Origin of the sequence: Streptomyces sp. NPDC052020 (assembly GCF_040680575.1) — a bacterium.
Taxonomy (GTDB): Bacteria; Actinomycetota; Actinomycetes; order Streptomycetales; family Streptomycetaceae; genus Streptomyces.
On sequence record NZ_JBFAWY010000043.1, the window covers coordinates 35,600 to 53,862 of the forward strand.

17 protein-coding genes and 4 pseudogenes are annotated in these 18,263 nt (G+C 68.0%); 10 read left to right on the forward strand and 11 right to left on the reverse strand.

Translation table 11 applies throughout. The features are described from left to right. The first annotated feature begins 29 nt into the window (after positions 1–29). The 3 genes from AB0L74_RS30355 (at position 30) to AB0L74_RS30365 (ending at position 3,826) form a co-directional block, all read left to right on the forward strand. The gene (locus AB0L74_RS30355) at positions 30–923 is read left to right on the forward strand and encodes a 2-hydroxy-3-oxopropionate reductase (protein WP_365659371.1); all 894 of its coding nucleotides are present in this window, start codon (positions 30–32) and stop codon (positions 921–923) included. A gap of 208 nt (positions 924–1,131) precedes the next feature. Beyond that, on the forward strand, positions 1,132–2,595 hold the full coding sequence (locus AB0L74_RS30360) for a catalase (RefSeq protein ID WP_365659373.1): 1,464 nt from the start codon (positions 1,132–1,134) through the stop codon (positions 2,593–2,595). Positions 2,596–3,172: 577 nt separating this feature from the next. Beyond that, entirely contained in the window at positions 3,173–3,826 is a 654-nt protein-coding gene (locus tag AB0L74_RS30365; protein WP_365659376.1) for a TIGR04222 domain-containing membrane protein, read from the forward strand. A gap of 192 nt (positions 3,827–4,018) precedes the next feature. Here the strand turns inward: AB0L74_RS30365 and gcl are convergent, their stop codons facing one another. Next, positions 4,019–5,803 carry a glyoxylate carboligase gene (gcl, locus tag AB0L74_RS30370; RefSeq protein WP_365659379.1) on the reverse strand — a complete coding sequence of 595 codons (1,785 nt, stop codon included), beginning with the start codon at positions 5,801–5,803 and terminating at the stop codon, positions 4,019–4,021. Between the two features lie 354 nt (positions 5,804–6,157). Continuing rightward, positions 6,158–7,078: pseudogene (locus tag AB0L74_RS30375) on the reverse strand (AMP-binding protein); the annotation flags it as partial. A 33-nt stretch (positions 7,079–7,111) separates the two neighbouring features. Between AB0L74_RS30375 and AB0L74_RS30380 the strand changes: the two are divergent. Beyond that, positions 7,112–8,533, forward strand: coding sequence for a recombinase family protein (locus AB0L74_RS30380; protein ID WP_365659381.1), 1,422 nt, complete (start codon positions 7,112–7,114; stop codon positions 8,531–8,533). A 336-nt stretch (positions 8,534–8,869) separates the two neighbouring features. Here the strand turns inward: AB0L74_RS30380 and AB0L74_RS30385 are convergent, their stop codons facing one another. The 5 genes from AB0L74_RS30385 to AB0L74_RS30405 all read right to left on the reverse strand — a co-directional run bounded on the left by AB0L74_RS30385 (position 8,870) and on the right by AB0L74_RS30405 (position 12,444). Next, complete coding sequence (locus tag AB0L74_RS30385; RefSeq protein ID WP_365659384.1) at positions 8,870–9,538, reverse strand: hypothetical protein; 669 nt, start codon at positions 9,536–9,538, stop codon at positions 8,870–8,872. A gap of 82 nt (positions 9,539–9,620) precedes the next feature. Beyond that, positions 9,621–10,217, reverse strand: a complete 597-nt coding sequence (locus AB0L74_RS30390) for a hypothetical protein (protein WP_365659387.1) — start codon at positions 10,215–10,217, stop codon at positions 9,621–9,623. A gap of 596 nt (positions 10,218–10,813) precedes the next feature. Further along, entirely contained in the window at positions 10,814–11,278 is a 465-nt protein-coding gene (locus tag AB0L74_RS30395) for a hypothetical protein (RefSeq protein ID WP_365659390.1), read from the reverse strand. Positions 11,279–11,504: 226 nt separating this feature from the next. Continuing rightward, positions 11,505–12,065: a helix-turn-helix domain-containing protein gene (locus tag AB0L74_RS30400; RefSeq protein WP_365659393.1), complete on the reverse strand. Its 561-nt coding sequence runs from the start codon at positions 12,063–12,065 to the stop codon at positions 11,505–11,507. 64 nt (positions 12,066–12,129) lie between these two features. Further along, positions 12,130–12,444 carry a hypothetical protein gene (locus AB0L74_RS30405; RefSeq protein WP_365659396.1) on the reverse strand — a complete coding sequence of 105 codons (315 nt, stop codon included), beginning with the start codon at positions 12,442–12,444 and terminating at the stop codon, positions 12,130–12,132. Between the two features lie 178 nt (positions 12,445–12,622). On the opposite strand from AB0L74_RS30405, the gene AB0L74_RS30410 reads away from it, so the two are divergent. The 6 genes from AB0L74_RS30410 to AB0L74_RS30435 all read left to right on the forward strand — a co-directional run bounded on the left by AB0L74_RS30410 (position 12,623) and on the right by AB0L74_RS30435 (position 16,113). Then, positions 12,623–13,354, forward strand: a complete 732-nt coding sequence (locus tag AB0L74_RS30410; RefSeq protein WP_365659399.1) for a restriction endonuclease — start codon at positions 12,623–12,625, stop codon at positions 13,352–13,354. A 428-nt stretch (positions 13,355–13,782) separates the two neighbouring features. Then, positions 13,783–13,989: a hypothetical protein gene (locus AB0L74_RS30415; protein ID WP_326755621.1), complete on the forward strand. Its 207-nt coding sequence runs from the start codon at positions 13,783–13,785 to the stop codon at positions 13,987–13,989. Continuing rightward, on the forward strand, positions 13,973–14,488 hold the full coding sequence (locus AB0L74_RS30420) for a DUF6879 family protein (protein WP_365659403.1): 516 nt from the start codon (positions 13,973–13,975) through the stop codon (positions 14,486–14,488). Before AB0L74_RS30415 ends, AB0L74_RS30420 begins: the two co-directional genes overlap by 17 nt. Further along, positions 14,485–15,318, forward strand: a complete 834-nt coding sequence (locus tag AB0L74_RS30425; protein WP_365659406.1) for a helix-turn-helix transcriptional regulator — start codon at positions 14,485–14,487, stop codon at positions 15,316–15,318. The genes AB0L74_RS30420 and AB0L74_RS30425 overlap by 4 nt, the downstream gene beginning before the upstream one ends. 299 nt (positions 15,319–15,617) lie before the next feature. Beyond that, complete coding sequence (locus tag AB0L74_RS30430; RefSeq protein WP_365659409.1) at positions 15,618–15,833, forward strand: hypothetical protein; 216 nt, start codon at positions 15,618–15,620, stop codon at positions 15,831–15,833. A gap of 133 nt (positions 15,834–15,966) precedes the next feature. Further along, on the forward strand, positions 15,967–16,113 hold the full coding sequence (locus AB0L74_RS30435; RefSeq protein WP_365659412.1) for a hypothetical protein: 147 nt from the start codon (positions 15,967–15,969) through the stop codon (positions 16,111–16,113). Here the strand turns inward: AB0L74_RS30435 and AB0L74_RS30440 are convergent, their stop codons facing one another. From AB0L74_RS30440 to AB0L74_RS30455, 4 genes and pseudogenes are all read right to left on the reverse strand, one after another. Then, the gene (locus tag AB0L74_RS30440; protein ID WP_365659414.1) at positions 16,114–16,377 is read right to left on the reverse strand and encodes a hypothetical protein; all 264 of its coding nucleotides are present in this window, start codon (positions 16,375–16,377) and stop codon (positions 16,114–16,116) included. 380 nt (positions 16,378–16,757) lie between these two features. Further along, positions 16,758–17,189, reverse strand: a pseudogene (locus tag AB0L74_RS30445) (protein kinase); the annotation flags it as partial. A gap of 122 nt (positions 17,190–17,311) precedes the next feature. After that, positions 17,312–18,025: pseudogene (locus tag AB0L74_RS30450) on the reverse strand (AMP-binding protein); the annotation flags it as partial. Beyond that, positions 18,022–18,263 (reverse strand): annotated as a pseudogene (locus tag AB0L74_RS30455) (AMP-dependent synthetase); the annotation flags it as partial. The pseudogenes AB0L74_RS30455 and AB0L74_RS30450, both read right to left, overlap by 4 nt.

Here is an 18,263-nt window from a genome sequence, read left to right on the forward strand (position 1 = left end):
ACACCAAGAGCAGTTAGAGAGGCACCCGCATGAGCACCAATCTCCCCAAGATCGCCTGGATCGGCCTCGGCATCATGGGCTCCCCCATGTCCGAGAACCTGATCAAGGCGGGCTACCAGGTCACCGGCTACACCCTGGAGAAGGAGAAGCTGGACCGCCTGGCCGCCGCCGGCGGCACCGCGGCCGGCTCGATCGCCGAGGCCGTGCGCGACGCCGACGTGGTCATCACGATGGTGCCCGCGTCCCCGCAGGTCGAGGCGATCGCCTACGGCGCGGACGGCATCCTGGAGAACGCGAAGTCCGGCGCGCTGCTGATCGACATGTCCTCGATCACGCCGCAGACCTCGGTCGACCTGGCGAAGAACGCCAAGGACAAGGGCATCCGGGTGCTCGACGCGCCGGTGTCCGGCGGCGAGGCCGGCGCCATCGAGGCCGTGCTGTCCATCATGGTCGGCGGCGAGCGGGCCGACTTCGACGAGGCCAAGCCGGTCTTCGAGGCGCTGGGCAAGACCATCGTGCTGTGCGGTCCGCACGGCAGCGGCCAGACGGTCAAGGCCGCCAACCAGCTCATCGTCGCCGTCAACATCCAGGTGTGCGCCGAGGCCGTGGTCTTCCTGGAGAAGTCCGGCGTGGACCTCGCCGCGGCGCTGGACGTCCTCAACGGCGGCCTGGCCGGCTCCACCGTGCTGACGCGGAAGAAGGACAACTTCCTCAACCGCGACTTCAAGCCGGGCTTCCGCATCGACCTGCACCACAAGGACATGGGCATCGTCACCGACGCCGCCCGCAACGTCGGCGCCGCCCTGCCGGTCGGCGCCGTGGTCGCCCAGCTGGTCGCCTCCCTGCGCGCCCAGGGCGACGGCGGCCTGGACCACTCGGCCCTCCTGCGGGCCGTGGAGCGCCTGTCCGGCGCCCAGGTCTGACGCCGCGGCACCCCCAGATCTCCGGGTGGCGCCGCCGCTGACACCTGTCCTGTCGCGCCCAGGCGGCGGCGCCACCCGGAACCGGCTCCCGGCCGGCTCCACCGGCGCAGAACCGTATTCAACAAACTGTTGACGTACTGAACGCTCAAACTTACGCTCCACGAAGCGGAAACAGGTTTCCGCTGACCCCTCGCACGGAAGGTCCACGATGTCGCAGCGCGTGCTCACGACAGAGTCCGGCGCCCCGGTCGCCGACAACCAGAACTCCGCCACCGCCGGCGTCGGCGGCCCGCTCCTGCTCCAGGACCAGCACCTCCTGGAGAAGCTCGCGCGGTTCAACCGCGAGCGCATCCCGGAGCGCGTGGTGCACGCCCGTGGCTCCGGCGCCTACGGCCACTTCGAGGTGACCGACGACGTCACCGACTACACCCACGCCGACTTCCTGGACACGGTGGGCAAGCGCACCGAGGTCTTCGTGCGCTTCTCGACCGTGGCCGACAACCTCGGCGGCGCCGACGCGGTCCGCGACCCGCGCGGCTTCGCGGTGAAGTTCTACACCCAGGAAGGCAACTACGACCTGGTCGGGAACAACACCCCGGTCTTCTTCATCAAGGACCCGATCAAGTTCCCCGACTTCATCCACTCGCAGAAGCGCGACCCGTTCACCGGCAAGCAGGAGCCGGACAACGTCTGGGACTTCTGGGCGCACTCCCCCGAGGCCACCCACCAGGTGACCTGGCTGATGGGCGACCGCGGCATCCCGGCGTCGTACCGCCACATGAACGGCTACGGCTCGCACACCTACCAGTGGACGAACAGCAAGGGCGAGGCCTTCTTCGTCAAGTACCACTTCAAGACGAACCAGGGCATCCGCTGCCTGTCCACCGAGCAGGCCCAGGAGATCGCGGGCAAGGACCCCAACTCCCACCAGACGGACCTGCTCCAGGCCATCGAGCGCGGGGTGCACCCGTCCTGGACCCTCTACGTCCAGCTCATGCCGGCGGCCGAGGCGGCCGACTACCGCTTCAACCCGTTCGACCTGACCAAGGTGTGGCCGCACAAGGACTACCCGCTCAAGCGCGTGGGCCGCCTGGTGCTGGACCGCAACCCGGACAACGTCTTCGCCGAGGTCGAGCAGGCCGCGTTCTCCCCGAACAACTTCGTTCCGGGCATCGGCCCCTCCCCCGACAAGATGCTCCAGGGCCGTCTGTTCGCCTACGCGGACGCCCACCGCTACCGCCTGGGCGTCAACCACACCCAGCTCGCGGTGAACGCCCCCAAGGCCGTGCCCGGCGGCGCCGCCAACTACGGCCGCGACGGTCTCATGGCGTCCAACTCCCAGGGCCGGTACGCCAAGAACTACGAGCCCAACTCCTACGACGGCCCGGTCGAGACCGGCCGCCCGCTGTCGGCCCCGCTCGCCGTCTCCGGTCACACCGGTACCCACGCGGCTCCGCAGCACACCAAGGACGACGACTTCTTCCAGGCCGGCGAGCTGTACCGCCTGATGTCGGAGGAGGAGAAGCAGCGTCTGGTCGCCAACATCGCCGGCGGCCTGTCGCAGGTCTCCCGCGACGACGTGATCGAGAAGAACCTGGCCCACTTCCACGCCGCCGACACCGAGTACGGCAAGCGCGTGGAGGAGGCGGTCCGCGCCCTGCGCGAGGACTGACACCGGCTCGCGTACGGATCCCGGCGGGGAGGCCGGGTCCGTACGCGTGGCCCGCGGCACCGGCGGCCCGGATGAGGGGTGGCCGACCGGTGTACCGCGGGCAGGACGAGGACCGCGGCGGCCTGCGAGCCAGTGCGGTGGTGAAGGGCCCGGTGTCTCCTCCTTCGACCTGAGGGGAGGAGACCCGGTCCCGTCGCAGCCGCCGCGGTCCCGCCACCCGCCCCGCCCAGGGGCCCCGCCAGACTCCGTCCGGCGGCGCGAATGTCCTGTCGCGCCCAGTCTCGCGCCGTCGGACGGCCAGCGTGCGCACCCGCGCGCGAGCACAACCCTCACCGGCCAGGAGCGCCGGATGCGGACGGTCCCGCATCCGGCGCTCCTTCGCGTGTTCCGCAACTCCCCGCGCGCGCCCGCGCCTACGGCAGCCGCCGTAGGCGCGCTACGGCACCCTCAAACCAACCTCTGAAACCGGCCCCGGCAGGCATGGACCGCCCCCGGCAGCGGGCACATACCCGGCACACGGGACCCGCCGGCACGGGGGCGGCGGGCCCCGTGTGCCACGGGGGACGGGGGTGCTGTCATGGACGACGGGGACACGACGCCGCGGCTGACGCCGTATGAGGTCGCGCTGCTGCGGGGCGGACCGCCGGCCGCCGTCGCGGTCGCCGTGGTCGCCCTGCATCTGCGGGGCGCGGTCGGGGCCGGGCTGCCGGGCACGGTCCGCAGGACGGGTACGGACGCCGTAACGGCGCAACGGTCCCCGCGTCCGCTCCCGCCGCTGGAGCGCGCCGTGCTCCACTGCCTGGACGAACGGGACGGGCTCGGCGAACCGGCCGGGCCGCGGGAGATCACCGCGCACCCGGCGGTCCGCCTGGCGGTGGCCGAGCTGCGCACCGGCCTGGCGTCGGCGGGGCTGCTGCGGACCGTGCTGCCCGCCCCGACCCGCGCCGCCCGCCGCCTGCTGCGGGACCTCACCGAACGGCACGCGCCGCCCGCCTCCCGGCACGGCCTGTCGGAGGACGCCAAGCTGCTCGCCGTGGCGCTGCACGGGACGGCGGCCCTGCGGGTGCTGGTACCGCGCTTCGCCCTGCGGGCGGGGCTGACCGAGCGGATCGAGGTGGGCGGCAAGGGGATGCTGAGGCACTCCCCGCGCAACATCGCCCCGGGCGACGGCACCCTCGTCCCGCACTGGTGCGGCGACGGAGGGGGAGGCGGATCCGGCGGCGGGGACTAGTTCTGCCCTGTGAGGTTGGTGACGCGGCCGGCTGGGGTCTGACCCCGCACACGCGAAAGGGCGGCCCCCTCCTGCGAGGGGGCCGCCCTTCGGGTCGTACGGCGGCGTCGTCCGCAGTCCGTGCCGTCCGGCGCTCCGTCCGTCCGGTTCACCGGTCCGGCGGACCGGTGTTCGCGGATTCGCGGTGGCCGGTCAGACCTTCAGCGTCTTGACGGCGGTCGGGGCGTGCCCCGGCTCGGTCGCCAGCTCCTCGAACTCCACGACGTTGCTGATGTCGTTGGTGCCCGACATGGAGATGTTGGTGACCCGCTCCAGGATCGCCTCGACGACGACCGGCACCCGGTACTCGGCGGCGAGCTTCTTGGCCTGCTCGAAGGCGGAGCCCAGCTCGGCCGGGTCGGTCACCCGGATCGCCTTGCAGCCCAGGCCCTCGGCGACCTTGACGTGGTCGACGCCGTAGACGCCGAGCTCGGGCGAGTTGATGTTCTCGAACTCCAGCTTGACCTGGAAGTCGATGTCGAACGCCCGCTGCGCCTGCCGGATGAGGCCCAGGTAGGAGTTGTTCACCAGGACGTGGACGTAGGGGATCTTGTGCTGGGCGCCCACGGCCAGTTCCTCGATCATGAACTGGAAGTCGTAGTCGCCGGAGAGCGCCACGACCTGCGCGTCCGGGTCGGCCTTGGCGACGCCGAGCGCGGCGGGGACGGTCCAGCCGAGCGGGCCCGCCTGACCGCAGTTGATCCAGTGCCGCGGCCGGTAGACGTGCAGCATCTGGGCGCCGGCGATCTGGGAGAGGCCGATGGTGGAGACGTAGCGGGTCTCGGGCCCGAACGCCTTGTTCATCTCCTCGTACACGCGCTGCGGCTTGATCGGGATGTTGTCGAAGTGCGTACGGCGCTGGAGCGTGGCCTTCTTCTCCTGAGCGGCGGCGGCCCACTCGGAGCGGTCGGGCAGCTTGCCGGCCGCCTTCAGCTCCTTGGCGACCTCGACGAACAGCTCCAGCGCCGCCTTGGCGTCGGAGGCGATGCCGTAGTCCGGGGCGAAGATCTTGCCGATCTGGGTGGGCTCGACGTCGACGTGGACGAACTTCCGCCCGGCGGTGTAGACGTCCAGCTTGCCGGTGTGGCGGTTGGCCCAGCGGTTGCCGATGCCGAGGACGAAGTCGGACTCCAGGAAGGTCGCGTTGCCGTAGCGGTGCGAGGTCTGCAGGCCGACCATGCCGGCGTTCAGCTCGTGGTCGTCGGGCAGGACGCCCCAGCCCATGAGGGTCGGCACGACGGGGGTGCCGGTCAGCTCGGCGAACTCCACCAGCAGGTCCGCGGCGTCGGCGTTGATGACGCCGCCGCCGGCCACGATCAGCGGGCGCTCGGAGGCGTTGAGCATCCCGATCGCCTTCTCGACCTGGGCGCGGGTCGCGGCCGGCTTGTAGACCGGCAGCGGCTCGTAGGTCTCCGGGTCGAACTCGATCTCGGTGAGCTGGACGTCGATCGGCAGGTCGATCAGGACCGGGCCGGGGCGTCCGGAGCGCATGAGGTGGAACGCCTGCTGGAAGACGCCGGGGACCTGCGCGGCCTCCAGGACGGTGACCGCCATCTTGGTCACCGGCTTGGCGATGGAGGCGATGTCGACGGCCTGGAAGTCCTCCTTGTGGATCACCGCGGTCGGCGCCTGGCCGGTGATGCACAGGATCGGGATCGAGTCGCCGGTCGCGGAGTACAGACCCGTGATCATGTCGGTGCCGGCCGGACCGGAGGTGCCGATGCACACGCCGATGTTGCCGGGGTGGGTTCGGGTGTAGCCCTCGGCCATGTGGGAGGCGCCCTCGACGTGGCGGGCGAGGGTGTGGGTGATGCCGCCGGAGGCCTTGAGCGCCGCGTAGAAGGGGTTGATCGCCGCGCCCGGGACACCGAACGCGTCGGTGACGCCCTCGCGCTTGAGAATCTCAACTGCCGCGCGGGCAGCGGTCATACGAGCCATCGAGTACTCCTGCTTCGGCTGCCGGATTCGCACTCCCGTCGCGCCCCGCGGTGAGCAATTCCGTAGCGATTCCTTATGGAATTCCACATCGTGGAACTTAACTTCTACGATCTGGAAGTAAATGTAGGGGCGCCGTCGAAGGCCGTCAAGAGAAGGACAAGCCGGTGATGCGGAGAACCGGGCGCCGGGCGCCGGACGGACTCCGGGCACCGCGCGCCCGTCCGGGCCCGGCCGCGGGGCTTTTCGCGGGCACCGGGTCCGCCCCGGCAGTGTCCGGACGGACGAAGCCGGCGCCTTGGGCGCCGGCTTGTGTTCACACCCTGTCCGCGTCTCCGCGACGGCTCCCCGTCCGCTTCACGCCCGCGGCGCGTCCGGGGCGCCGTACCGCTCCCGCAGTTCCACCTTGCGCACCTTCCCCGACACGGTCATCGGGAAGGAGGCGACGAGCTCCAGACGGCTCGGGATCTTGTAGTGGGCGAGCCGGTCCGCGCAGAAGGACCGCAGCTCCTCCAGCGTGAGCGGGTCGTCCGCATCGCGCGGGACGACGCAGGCGAGCACCTCCTCGCCGTACCGTTCGTGCGGCACGCCGACGACCTGTACGTCCGCGATCTTCGGGTGGGTGTGGAGGAACTCCTCGATCTCGCGCGGGTAGACGTTCTCCCCGCCCCGGATGATCATGTCCTTGATACGGCCGGCGATCTCGACGTACCCGTCCTCGCGCATCACCGCGAGGTCCCCGGTGTGCATCCAGCGGCCGGCGTCCACGGCCTCGGCGGTCTTCTCCGGCTCGTCCCAGTAGCCGAGCATCACGCTGTAGCCGCGGGTGCACAGCTCTCCGGCGGTGCCGCGCGGCAGGGTGACGCCGGTGGCCGGGTCGATGACCTTCACCTCGATGTGGGGCAGCACCCGGCCGACGGTCGCGGTGCGGTGTTCGAGGTCGTCCTCCCGGCGGGTCTGGAGGGACACCGGGGAGGTCTCGGTCATGCCGTAGCAGATGGAGACCTCCGCCATGTTCATCTCGGCGACCACCCGTTTCATGACCTCCACCGGGCAGGGCGAGCCCGCCATGATGCCGGTGCGCAGGGAGGACAGGTCGTAGGCCGCGAAGCCGGACAGGTCGAGCTCGGCGAGGAACATGGTGGGGACGCCGTACAGGGAGGTGCACCGCTCGCGCCGCACGGCCTCCAGGGTGGCCCTCGGGTCGAAGGAGGGGGCCGGGATGACGATGCAGGCACCGTGGGAGGTGGCCCCGAGGTTACCCATCACCATGCCGAACGAGCGGTACACCTTGGGGGTACCATGTCCTTCATGCAAAATCGCGGGGCAGGGCAGGATGGCGAGTGCGACATCTACGTCCGCATCAGCCAGGATCTCACTGGCGACGAGTACGGCGTCCAGCGGCAGGAGAAGCGCTGCCGGACGCTCGCCGCACAGCTCGGGCTCAAGGTCCGACACGTCTGGGTCGACAACGACCTGAGCGCCACGAAGAAGAACGTCGTCCGGCCCGACTTCGAAGCCATGCTCCAGAGCAACCCGCAGGCGATCGTGTGCTGGCACACTGACCGCCTCATCCGCGTCACGCGGGACCTGGAGCGCGTCATCGAGCTGGGCGTCAATGTCTACGCGGTCGAGGCCGGACACCTCGACCTGTCCACGCCGGCCGGCCGAGCTGTCGCCCGCACGGTGACCGCCTGGGCCACCTACGAGGGTGAGCAGAAGGCCGCGCGCCAGAAGCTCGCCAACCAGCAGGCCGCCCAGCAGGGCCGCCCGTACACCGCCGGCATCCGCCCCTTCGGGTACGCAGACGACCACATGACGCTCGTCGCCGACGAGGCTGCGGCCATCGTCGAGGGCGCACAGATGATCCTCGCCGGGGAGTCTCTGTCGGCGGTCGCCCGCAAGTGGGACGAGGCCAAGCTCCAGTCACCCCGCAGCAAGGTCACGGGCGCCAAGGGGTGGACGCTGCGGGGCGTGAAGAAGGTACTCACGTCCCCGCGCTACGCCGGGATGTCCACGTACTACGGCGAGGTGATGGGCGAGGCCCAGTGGCCTCCGATCCTCGACCCCGAGGTGCACTACTCGGTCGTCGCCATCCTCAACAGCCCGGAGCGATTCTCGGGAGGCAAGCGGACCGGCCGGACGCCGGGCACGCTGCTCGCCGGCATCGGGCAGTGCGGGTACGACGGCTGCACGGACACGGTCAACGGTCGCGGCTACCGGGGCGTCCCGGTGTACGGCTGCACGGCTACGCACACGCGCACTCCGCGGAGCATCGCCGACGACCGTGCGAGCAAGGCGACTCTGGCCCGCCTCATGTTCCCCGACTTCCTGGGTCAGATCCTGGAGACTCAGAACGCCCAGGATGGCCGCTCAGGGGCTCAGCTCCAGAGTCAGGCACAGGAACTGCGGAACCGCCTCGACGGGCTGGCTCTGGCCTACGCAGAGGGCTCGATCAGCCTGTCTCAGATGACCGCAGGGTCGACGGCGCTCCAGAAGAAGCTCGAAGAGATCGAGTCGGAGATGGCGAGCTCGGCCGGCATCCCTCCGCTCGACCCGGTGAAGGGGGTCGCGGGCTTGATCGAGGGGTGGCCGAGTCTGCCTCTGCCGACGCGTCGTGCGTGGGTGGACTTCTGCTGCATCGTCACCCTGAACCCGGCCAAGGGCCGGCACATGTCCTCCATGTCTGTCGATGACCACGTCACCATCGGGTGGCGGGACGTGAGCGAGTAGCGGATACGACGAGGCCCCGGTACCCCCCTTCGGGGGTACCGGGGCTTCCCTCTGCCTGGCGTCAGGGGGCGACGCGACCGTTGCGGTTGAAGGCGTTGTACGTGATGGGCATCAGCTCGTCGAGGAGTGCCCGGTCGTCCGCGTCGTTGTCGTCGAGGGAGCGAGCGGCCGAGGACTGGGGCCCGAGGCTGCGTGATCGTTCGCGAGCGGGCCGCGTGCTGCGTCCTCAGCCGCCCGGGCGCCTGCCCGCTCGGTCGGACGTCGGTCGGGGGGGTGATCCCCTGAGCCGTGGTTTCCGCACCGCTGCGTCTTACCGCCCGCCCTTGCGCCACGGTTTCAGGGTCGATCAGAGCGCACCCTGATGCGGATCGGCCCGAGGTAGATCGACGTTCGGCTGAGTGCCTCGGCGAGCGCTCGCGACCGTTCCCCCGGCGCTTCGGAGACTGGAGTGACATCGACCAGCGGGAACCTGACCAAGTCCACTGGCTTTTCATCGCCGTCGACGAGTACAGAAAGTACGACTTCCTGCCCCTTGCTGAGCAACGTGGGGAGGACGTCAACCCAACATTCTCCCGATGTGTCATCGCCCACGATGTGCCAGCCAGCGGTGTCGAACGTGGGGCGGATGCTTCCGGCGGGGGATGTCGTCACATCCAGGATGGTGCAGACGGGGGCGCCAAAGTCGAACCGCAGTGGTTGAGCGTCATGGAACATGGGGGCGGTGATGTCACGCCGACCTGAGTTGGCAATGACGAGTTCAACGATGCGCGGTGATGCCAGCGGCGCACCGAAGAAGGTGACGGCGAGCTCAGACCCCTGGGGGTTTCCGGGTACGCTCATGAGCGGGGTGTTGGATCGCACTCGCCAGGTGAGTTGACGCTTTGGGTTGCTGGACCTGAGCGCCGCCCAGGCTCCGAGAATGCCCACCGCGATGCTCGCAGCGATCGTGACGACGAGCTGCCACCACGAGCCGGATTCCCACCAGTCCCCCGCCAGAGTGTTCATGGCCGGAAGCTACATCATCACCGTTGCCTCCCAGGAACTTCAGGGCAATTTCAGCTTGGCCAGGGGCGTGTGAACAAGCAGGTCAGCCCGAATCGTCTTCGGCCGTGAACGAGTCGGGCTCGTAGCGCTTCATCGCCTCGCGGCGTTCCTTCGCGTACGCAGCCTCGATCATCTCGGCCGTGATTCCCCGCTTCCTCGCCAGGGGGTCAAAGACCCTCTCACTCAGGCGCTCATCCGTCTGAGTGAACAGTCGGCAGTCGGCCTTCAGGTCCGCGCACATCTTGGCTCGACTCGCCTCGGCGATCGTCTCTTGGATGCGCTCACGCCAGAAGTGATGAACCAGGAAGTTGCGCCGCTTCAGGCTGTTGGTCAGGTCGTCTACCACTTCCGGGTAGGCGCTTACGTGCGGCTCGGCGCGCTTGATGAGCTTGCCCATCATGTCCTTGAAGCCCTGCGCCCAAGGGTCCCGGATGAGCTGTTCCCCCTGCTCCTCCGCCGTGATGATTCTGGCCAGGGCGAGAGTGTTGACGAGGGTGTGTTCGAGGACGTTGGCCTTGTAGATGGCCAGCCCGAAGAGGGCGTACAGGGTTTTGTGGTCCGTGTCGTTGTCGTACTCGTCGTCTGGTTCCGGCTCCTCGCGCCAGGTCGGCTCATGCCGGACTACATACAGTTCGTCCATGCCTCAAGTGTGGCGTTGTCAGCCGGTCAACTCGTAGCGGTTTTTCGCGACTTGGCTCCAAGACTCACTGAGCCGGCCGACACGCGACGGGTATGTCCCGAGCACTCCCCAGGACACGCCCCCGTGCTCAGTGGGTCTGCGGCTTCGGTGCGCAGCCCCCTACGGCGCACGGTCTCGGCTGTCGAGAGTGAAACGTGAGTCGGGGAGTCCCGGTGCATCCGTCTGGGCGCACAACCGAAGTGAGAGCGCCAGACCCTCCCGGATGGCGTGAGAGCCCGTGAGGGCGCCGCCAGCGACCGAACCGAAGCCCTGTACTTCGTGGCCGGTGACGGAGTCCAGGACGAGCGCCACGGAGCGGAGAGCCTCGGCCGTGTCGGCGTGTGGGTAGCCATGCCCCTTCGTGGCGTACAGCTCGACGTCGAGCCAACGGGCCGACCCTCGGCCTTGGTGTGCGTCGGCAAAGATGAGCCGGACGTCAACGCCTCGGGCAGTGTCGGCGTCGAGCAGAGCCGACAGGCGCTCGCCGGTACGGCGGGCGGAGCGGTGAACGTGGGAGACGGTGAACAGTGGGATCACTTCCTTCCGGTAGGGGGTGGTTACGCGGCCAGCGCTTCGGCGATGACGAGACCGATGGGGACACCGGTACGGCGCTGCGCCTGCCAGGTGTTGAAGCCGCGGTGACACGTCTTCGCCAAGGGCGCGTAGTGGTCCGGGCTGACGGAGTACAGGCGGCCGGTCTCGTCGACCTTTGCCGCCGCATCGGTCCCGAGGTACGCCCAGTCGTTGGCCTGTCGGCCGCATCCGCAAGCGCACTTCCACTCGGCGGCCTTGCCGTGCTCTCGGGTCACGCGGTTGTGTGCGCCGATGTACGAGACGTCTTCGCCCTTCCAGTTGCGGGAGGCGTGGGAGCGCAACGGCTTGTCAGCCTGCGGATGGCCGTGCACGCGGACGCGCTGACCGTGCGCAAGGCAGAGGCCGCGCACGCGGTGCGGACGGCCGCACGACTCGATGCCACAGAGCTTGCTTCCATCGGCGGCGATGATCGGGGAGTACGTAGTCACTGTGTAAGTCCTCCTTGTGATGGGGGCCCTGTCGGGCGCCGCTTGAGCAGAGCTGCAACGGCAAGGTGGAGTCGCTTGCCGCGAGGGTCTTCGGGAAGTGGGGCGCGGTAGCGCCTCCAGTGAGTAGGCGGGCATGCGTCAGGGGCGCCCGGTAGGGCGCCACAGAGCGAACAGAGCAACGGCGAAGGTGTGGCGCTCGGCGATCACCTCGCCGTCGCGGTCTACGTCAGAGGGCGCCGACAGGCGCCCCGAGCTCGAAGCGTTCGAGCAGGTGGCGAGTCGAGAGCTCTTCGTAGTGCTCCCGCTCGTAGTGCTCGGCCTCGACCTGAGCCCAGACGTCGTCAACGTTGATGCGGCCCGTGAGGGCCGCCTCTGTGTTGGTAGTTGTGTTGGTGGTGTGTTGGTACTTGTCTTGGTACGCCGTCACCGCTGTCGGGTCTTCCTGACAGGGCTGTCGGTTCTTCCTGTCACCACTGTCGGGTGTCTCCGTCAGGGTTGTCGGGTCTTCCTTCTCGGCCTCGACAACACCCGTCACGGCTGTCGGGTCTTCCGCAGGGATGACGAAGCGCCAGTGGCTCGCCTTGCTGGGGATTCCTCGGCTCAGTCGCACGATGAGCCCCGCAGCCTCCAGCCCTTCGAAGGCGCGCTCTACGGTGCGCTCGGACAGGCCGAGGTCTGCGGCGATCCGCTTCATGGCGGGCGGGCGTAGGTTGCTCCCGTCAGGGTTGGCGTAGCCGATGTAAGCCATGCCGACGAGCGCGTGAGTCGGGTTCTTCAGCTTCGCCACTCGCAGAACGTGCCGCTCCCACTGAACCTTGAAGGGGGGGCTCCCTTCTTCTTCGTGCCGTTGTTCATCGAGCCACCTCCAAGGGGCGTGTCCGCTCCGTGGTCACGGTGGCGGTAGGGCGGTACAGGACGCAGACGAGCTCTCGGGAGAGCTCTTCGTTCGAGATCCCTCGGGCGCGAAGTCCGGGGACGTGCCAGAGCTCCCGTTCGCCGTAGCTGCGAACGAACGTCAGTCGGAGCGAGGAGCCGTCCGGCATCATGCGGACGGCTGAGACGGCAGAGCCCTCGGGCAGAGCGACGATGAGCTCGGCGGAGATGTGCGAGTAGGACAGGTGGTAGTCAGTGACGGTCAGGTCGAGCAGGTAGCCAGTCGACGTCACGGGTTGCGACCTCCTTCGAGAGGCCGAGGGCAGCGCACGGCTACGCCTCGGCGTGGTGATGGGAGATCGCGCGTACCGTTCGCGCTCGGGGTGCCCTCGGCTTCCCCTGCCAGCCCTTCGGGATGGCGGACTCTCACGGAGTGTCCAGCTCGACCGCCGACGAGCGGCGGGAGCTACGGTGCGCCTCGAAGAGGCGGAAGAGATTGACTACATGATGCCGACCGATCCGGTCAACTTCGCACCGGCCAGCGATCTGCCAGCCGAGCGTCTTGCCCGGCAGGACCAAACGCCCAAAGGCGTTCGCTGGTGGGGACAGGCACTCTCTGGGACCACTGTCAGACCCTGCACCTACTCTTGCGACGTGGGGAACTTGATGATGAACCGGATGCCGTTCTGGGCCAGCGACGCCGACAATTGGCAATCGTTCGAACGGCTGGTTGCGGACCAGGTCAGCAAGCTCGACGCCAACGCGACCGTCCAGCACGACGCGAGGTTGGTCGGTGTCCACAGCAAGATCGAGCGCCAGATTGACGTACTGGCATCTGTGCCAGCCATCGGCGGAACCCTGCGCATCGCCTTCGAGTGCAAGCTCTACAAGCGGGCCGTAAGCATCGGCACTGTCGAGGAGTTCATCGGCAAGCTCCTGGACCTACGCGTCGACCGTGGAGTTCTGTGTGTTTTCGGCGGCGTAACCCCGGCCGCCTTCAGGCGCCTTCTCGCGGTTCTGCACCCCAGCATCGACCTTTACATGTGGCATCGAGAGGAGCCAACAGCAGAGGACTGGTTGTACATGATGGATGGGCTTGAGGATCTGACCGACAAGGAACGGGACGAGATCTGGGCCCGCCAAGCCCAGGCCGAGAGAGCCAGAGGCTGGCTGAATCACTCCATCCCGAACTCTTTCTTGTAGTCGGCGACGGCGAGGACGGAGGCTGGCTGAGCGGAGCTGTCACGGCGCCAGTAGCTCGGCCACCTCGACGAGGGCGCGGCGCTCCTTGGCGACAGGCGAGCCGTGGCCGGCTCGCTCAACCCCTCCCCGAGGCGGACCACTCGGGGAGAGATTCAGCGTCCGATCAGTGGGTGCGCGAGGAGCCGCCTCCGCCAGACTCCCCCTCGGCCGCGTGCGGGCGTTCACCGCCCGGTACGGCGAGGACGCGCTAAAGCCTGAGCACATCCGGGCCGCGCAGGAGGGGCGCCCACTGCTCCCGTAAGGTGGCGCCGCGCTGGCCAGTTCATGCAACAACGTGCATACCCACGAACGTGAATGGACGGCCGGGCATGACACTCGTACGGTCGTGTCCAACGGCCGAACAGGGCCGACAGACAAGGGGGTTTCGCATGGCACGCGAAGAACTGACTCGGCTTACCGGCAACGGAAACGGGGAGTGCGGCGAAGACGACTGCCCGAATGTCTACCGGACCGAGCGGGGGACGTTCGTCGTGCAGGGTGACGTTTCCAATGCCTTCGCTCCGCCGCAGGGGGAAGGGCTTGTGGAGATTCCCGAGAGCGTTCTTCGGGAGGCTGTTCGTGCTCTTGGATGGTGACGACTGGAAGGCGACTCTTCGGGGGTTCCAGTCCGAGGCGTGGCGACTGGAAACCTTGCCGCAGTACCTCGTACCGCAGGAAGCCGGAGAGCTCGAAGACTTCCGAGCAGGTAAGCGAGTGGACCCAGACACCTACTCGTCGCCGTACACGGAAGACCTGAAGAGGCTTCGCGGTGAGGGGAGGCGTAAGGGGCGAGTGCACATCGTGACTCGGCCGCTCTCCGAGTATCTGCAATTCGAGTTCTCCAGGTACTACGCCCCGCATGTACTTGCCGGGGAAGACATCCGAATTCTCGACGTGACCGAGCGAGAGAACCCCTTGCCGGGAGTCCAAGATTTCTGGATGTTCGATCGCTCGACGGTCGTTCTCATGCATTACGAGAGCGACGGCGCCCAGGTGAGTCGAGAGCTGTTCAAGGGAGAGCCGGCCGACTTCATCGAATACCAGCGCATCGCCGTTGCCGAGTCGGTCCCGTTCTTGGAGTACGTGAAGGGGTGACGTTCGAAGCCGAGCAGCTCGGCGAGTCCGGCCCAGAACTTGCCTCACTGCTTCGAGAGCTACGCAAGCGAGCCGGTCTCTCAGGGGATCGGCTCGCCGCGCGCGGCAACATGTCTCAGTCCAAGGTGAGCCGGATCGAGAACAGCCGGACACGGCCGTCCCTGGTCGACGTGGAGGCGATCCTCAGAGCGTTGGAGGCGCCGCCCGAACTGGTCGCCGAGGCGTCCGCGCTCGCCAGGATGGCCAACACGGAATGGCGGAACCTGCGGGAGCTTCGACGTAAGGGGCTCGGAACGCGACAGGCTGAGCTGAAAGGGCTTGAAGCGTCCTCGACGCACATGCGCTACTTCCTGCTCTCGATGATTACCGGTCTCCTCGCCACGCCGGAATACGTGAGGGCGAGCCTCGCCCACTCCCCGGCCGATACGAGTAAGGCAGTCGCGGGAAAGCTGGAACGGCAAGCCATTCTCTACGACGTGTCGAAACAGTTCACGTTTCTACTGACCGAGCAGGCCGTTCGCTGGCCTGTCGTTTCGCCGTTGGCCTTGGCCGAACAGATGGACCGCTTGTCTTCCCTGTCCTACCTTCCGAATGTGCGCATCGGTGTGATTCCCGTGGGGACGGTAACTCCTCGGGCGCCGCTGAATACCTTCACGATTTACGACGCATCGTTGGTTACCATCGAAACTTCGGCGGGCAGTCTCGTACTGCGTGACGGTCGAGACGTGCAGACCTACTTGAAAGAATTCGGGGGGTACGAGGAATGCGCACTGTTCGGTGAGGAACTTCGGGCGAGGCTCGCCGAGTGGTCGGCTGCCTGCCGTGCATGACTCCAGTCGACAACGCGCATGAACCGAGGAGCGGTGCGCATTCCGCGGGATCATGCTTCGGCAGATACGAAGTCCGGGAGGCCGTACGGAATGAGTACACCGAAGACGACGATCACGGGGCCGGTGCACCTGATGGCCCCGCACCGGGAGCCGGAACCCGTAGCAAGCTGTCGGGAGTGCCTCGGCCACGCCGTTACACGAACCAACGCCCGATCGGTCGGGGACTACTCGAAGGTGTCGGACGCGAACGTCGTGCTCCGTACACACCTGCGAGACGACCACGGGGTCGAGTGATGGACATGCAGGCGTGGCGAGACGGCCGAGCTACGGCCGTTCAAGCGACCGAGGCACTGCGGGCGGCCCTCGCCGCCCTCGGCGTCCGAGAGAGCGTCTGGGGGACGCTGCGTCCCGTCGTTACCCACAAGGGCAAGGCGTACGTACACGTAGGCATGGTGCCCGCGGACGTGGCCGAGCGGGTGGCCGAGGCGATGAAAGCCCGAGAGGGCGCGCAGTGACCCGTTCCGTCATGCGCTTCGTGAAGCACCGGATCACGCAGCAGTCAGACACCTGCATGACGTTCGAGGCCGAGTGCATGACGTGCGACTGGAAGGCGAAGCCGTCTACAGACGGCGCCGCGGTCGACGTCGAGTGCATGACCCACACCGACCGGACGGCACCCGCGAGCAGGCCCCGTACGAGCGCCTGACGTCCGAGCAGTTCGCCGAGTACGAGGTGACCTCGGTCGAGGACTCCACGGACGAGGAGTGCAGCACGGGAGCCTGCCCGGTGCGGTAACTACGAGGAAGTCGGCGCCCCCGGACCGTTGGAGTTCGGGGGCGCCTGCCCGTCGCCGGGGCCCCGCCTGGCGGCGAAGGTGAACAGGGTGAGGGCCAGCAGTCCGAGCGTCGCGGCAGCCATGAAGGCAGCGCAAGCAGCATCGAAGCACTCATGCTGGGGCTCCCCGAGGTTCGCGAGCATGATGTACCGCCCCATGCCGACGATCACGGAGATCAGGCCGACGTATCCGAGGCTGTTCAGCACCTTCTTGTTGGCGCTCAACCGGTCTTCCTTTCCGTGACCGGCGAAGCGCGCGACGACGTCTCGACCGGCCACCACTTGTGATGGCACTCCCCCGGCGCACCCCTTGCGGGATGCAACCTCCAGAAGAGTCGGTCGAGTTACGTCGGCATCTGTCCAAACACCAAACACAACTCAGGTGTAGCTGTAAGTTGTTGTGCCTTTTTGAGAGACCTCGTTTTCACCCGACGAGATCTCTCGCTCTCGGCCCGGCTGGACAACTTCCGGACCCCTGAAGCCCCGTCACTGGACGGGGCTTCTGTCACTTTCCTGCCCAGAAGGATACGCACAGCTTCGCCGTGATCACAAACAGCAAAGCCCCCGGCCAACTGACCAGGGGGTTCCGCAGTGTTGGTGAGTGCTCAGCTCAGTGCGGCCACGACTTCGTCGATCGTGGGCCGGTCGGCCGAGTTGTAGCTCAGCATGTCGTCGACCAGGTCGCCAAGCTTGCCCGGCATGGACACCTGCCGGCGCTTCCCGTCCACGACCGCCTGGCGCTGTACGGCGCGCGGAGCATCATCGGGGTACTCGATGGCCCGCCACCCCGTCCCCGACGTCAGGAAGGTGGCGCCGAGGCCGTAGATGTCGGACTCCGGGGACGGCTCGGCCTCCCCGGTCGCCAGCGCGGAGGCGGAGATCTCGGGCGCCTCGTAGTGGACCAGGCAGCCGCGGTACGGGAAGTCCCGCCCTTCCGGCACCCAGCCCCCGTGGGCCAGTGCGAGGTCGATCAGGTGCGTCTCGTCCCGCCCGACGATGAAGTGTGCCGGCTGTACGTCGCCGTGCGTCCATCCCTCGCGGCGCCGATGGTTGCGGAGGTTCTCCTGGAGCGACATGGAATCACCCCCCAACCAGCTTACAGTGAAGGAGGATTGCCGTGCGGGGACTGGCCAGGAGCATGTACCCTGAAGTTATAACAGCCGAAGCAGTGGTAGAACGGGACGGGCAGGCACACCCGGTCCCGCTCCGTGTACCCGAGCGTCCGGGCCACCCAGTAGCCGTTGTTGAGGATGTTGTGGTGGGAGAGGGTGGCGCCCTTGGGGAAGCCGGTGGTGCCGGAGGTGTACTGGATGTTGACCGGGTCGTCGCAGCTCAGCTCGGCCTGCGCGGCGACGAGCCGCTCGGCCGGGACCGAGGACGCGGCCTCCGTCAGGGCGTCCCAGGTCGCGTCGCCGATGTAGACGGCCTCCCGCAGCCGGGGGCAGCGGCCCCGTACCCGCTCCACCAGCGACCGGTAGTCGCTGCCCTTGTGCGCGAGCGAGGAGACCAGCACGCGGACACCGGACTGCCTGAGCACGTACTCCAGCTCGTGCGCGCGGTAGGCCGGGTTGACGTTCACCAGGATGGCGCCGATGCGGGCGGTGGCGTACTGCACCAGCACCCACTCCGGGCAGTTGACCGCCCAGATGCCGACCCGGTCGCCCTTGGCCACGCCCCACGCCAGCAGCCCGCGCGCCACCTCGTCGACCGCCGCGCCGAACTCGGCGTAGGTCCAGCGCCGCCCGGAAGGCAGGTCGACCAGGGCCTCGCGGCCGGGGTGGGCGGCGATCGTCCGGTCGAGGTTGGCGCCGATGGTGTCGCCGAGCAGCGGCCTCGTGCCGGTGCCGTGGGCGTACGACGGTTCCGGGGTCACCGGAAGTCCTCCTCGCGGTACTCCCGGTCGGAGCCGGCGGCGGTCGCCTCGCGCAGCTCGATCCGGCGGATCTTGCCCGAGATGGTCTTGGGCAGCTCACCGAACTCCAGGCGCCGGATGCGCTTGTAGGGGGCGAGGACCTTACGGGAGTGCTGGAACAGCGCCTTGGCGGTGTCCGGACCCGGCTCCCAGCCCTCCGCGAGCACGACATACGCCTTCGGCACCGCCAGGCGCAGCT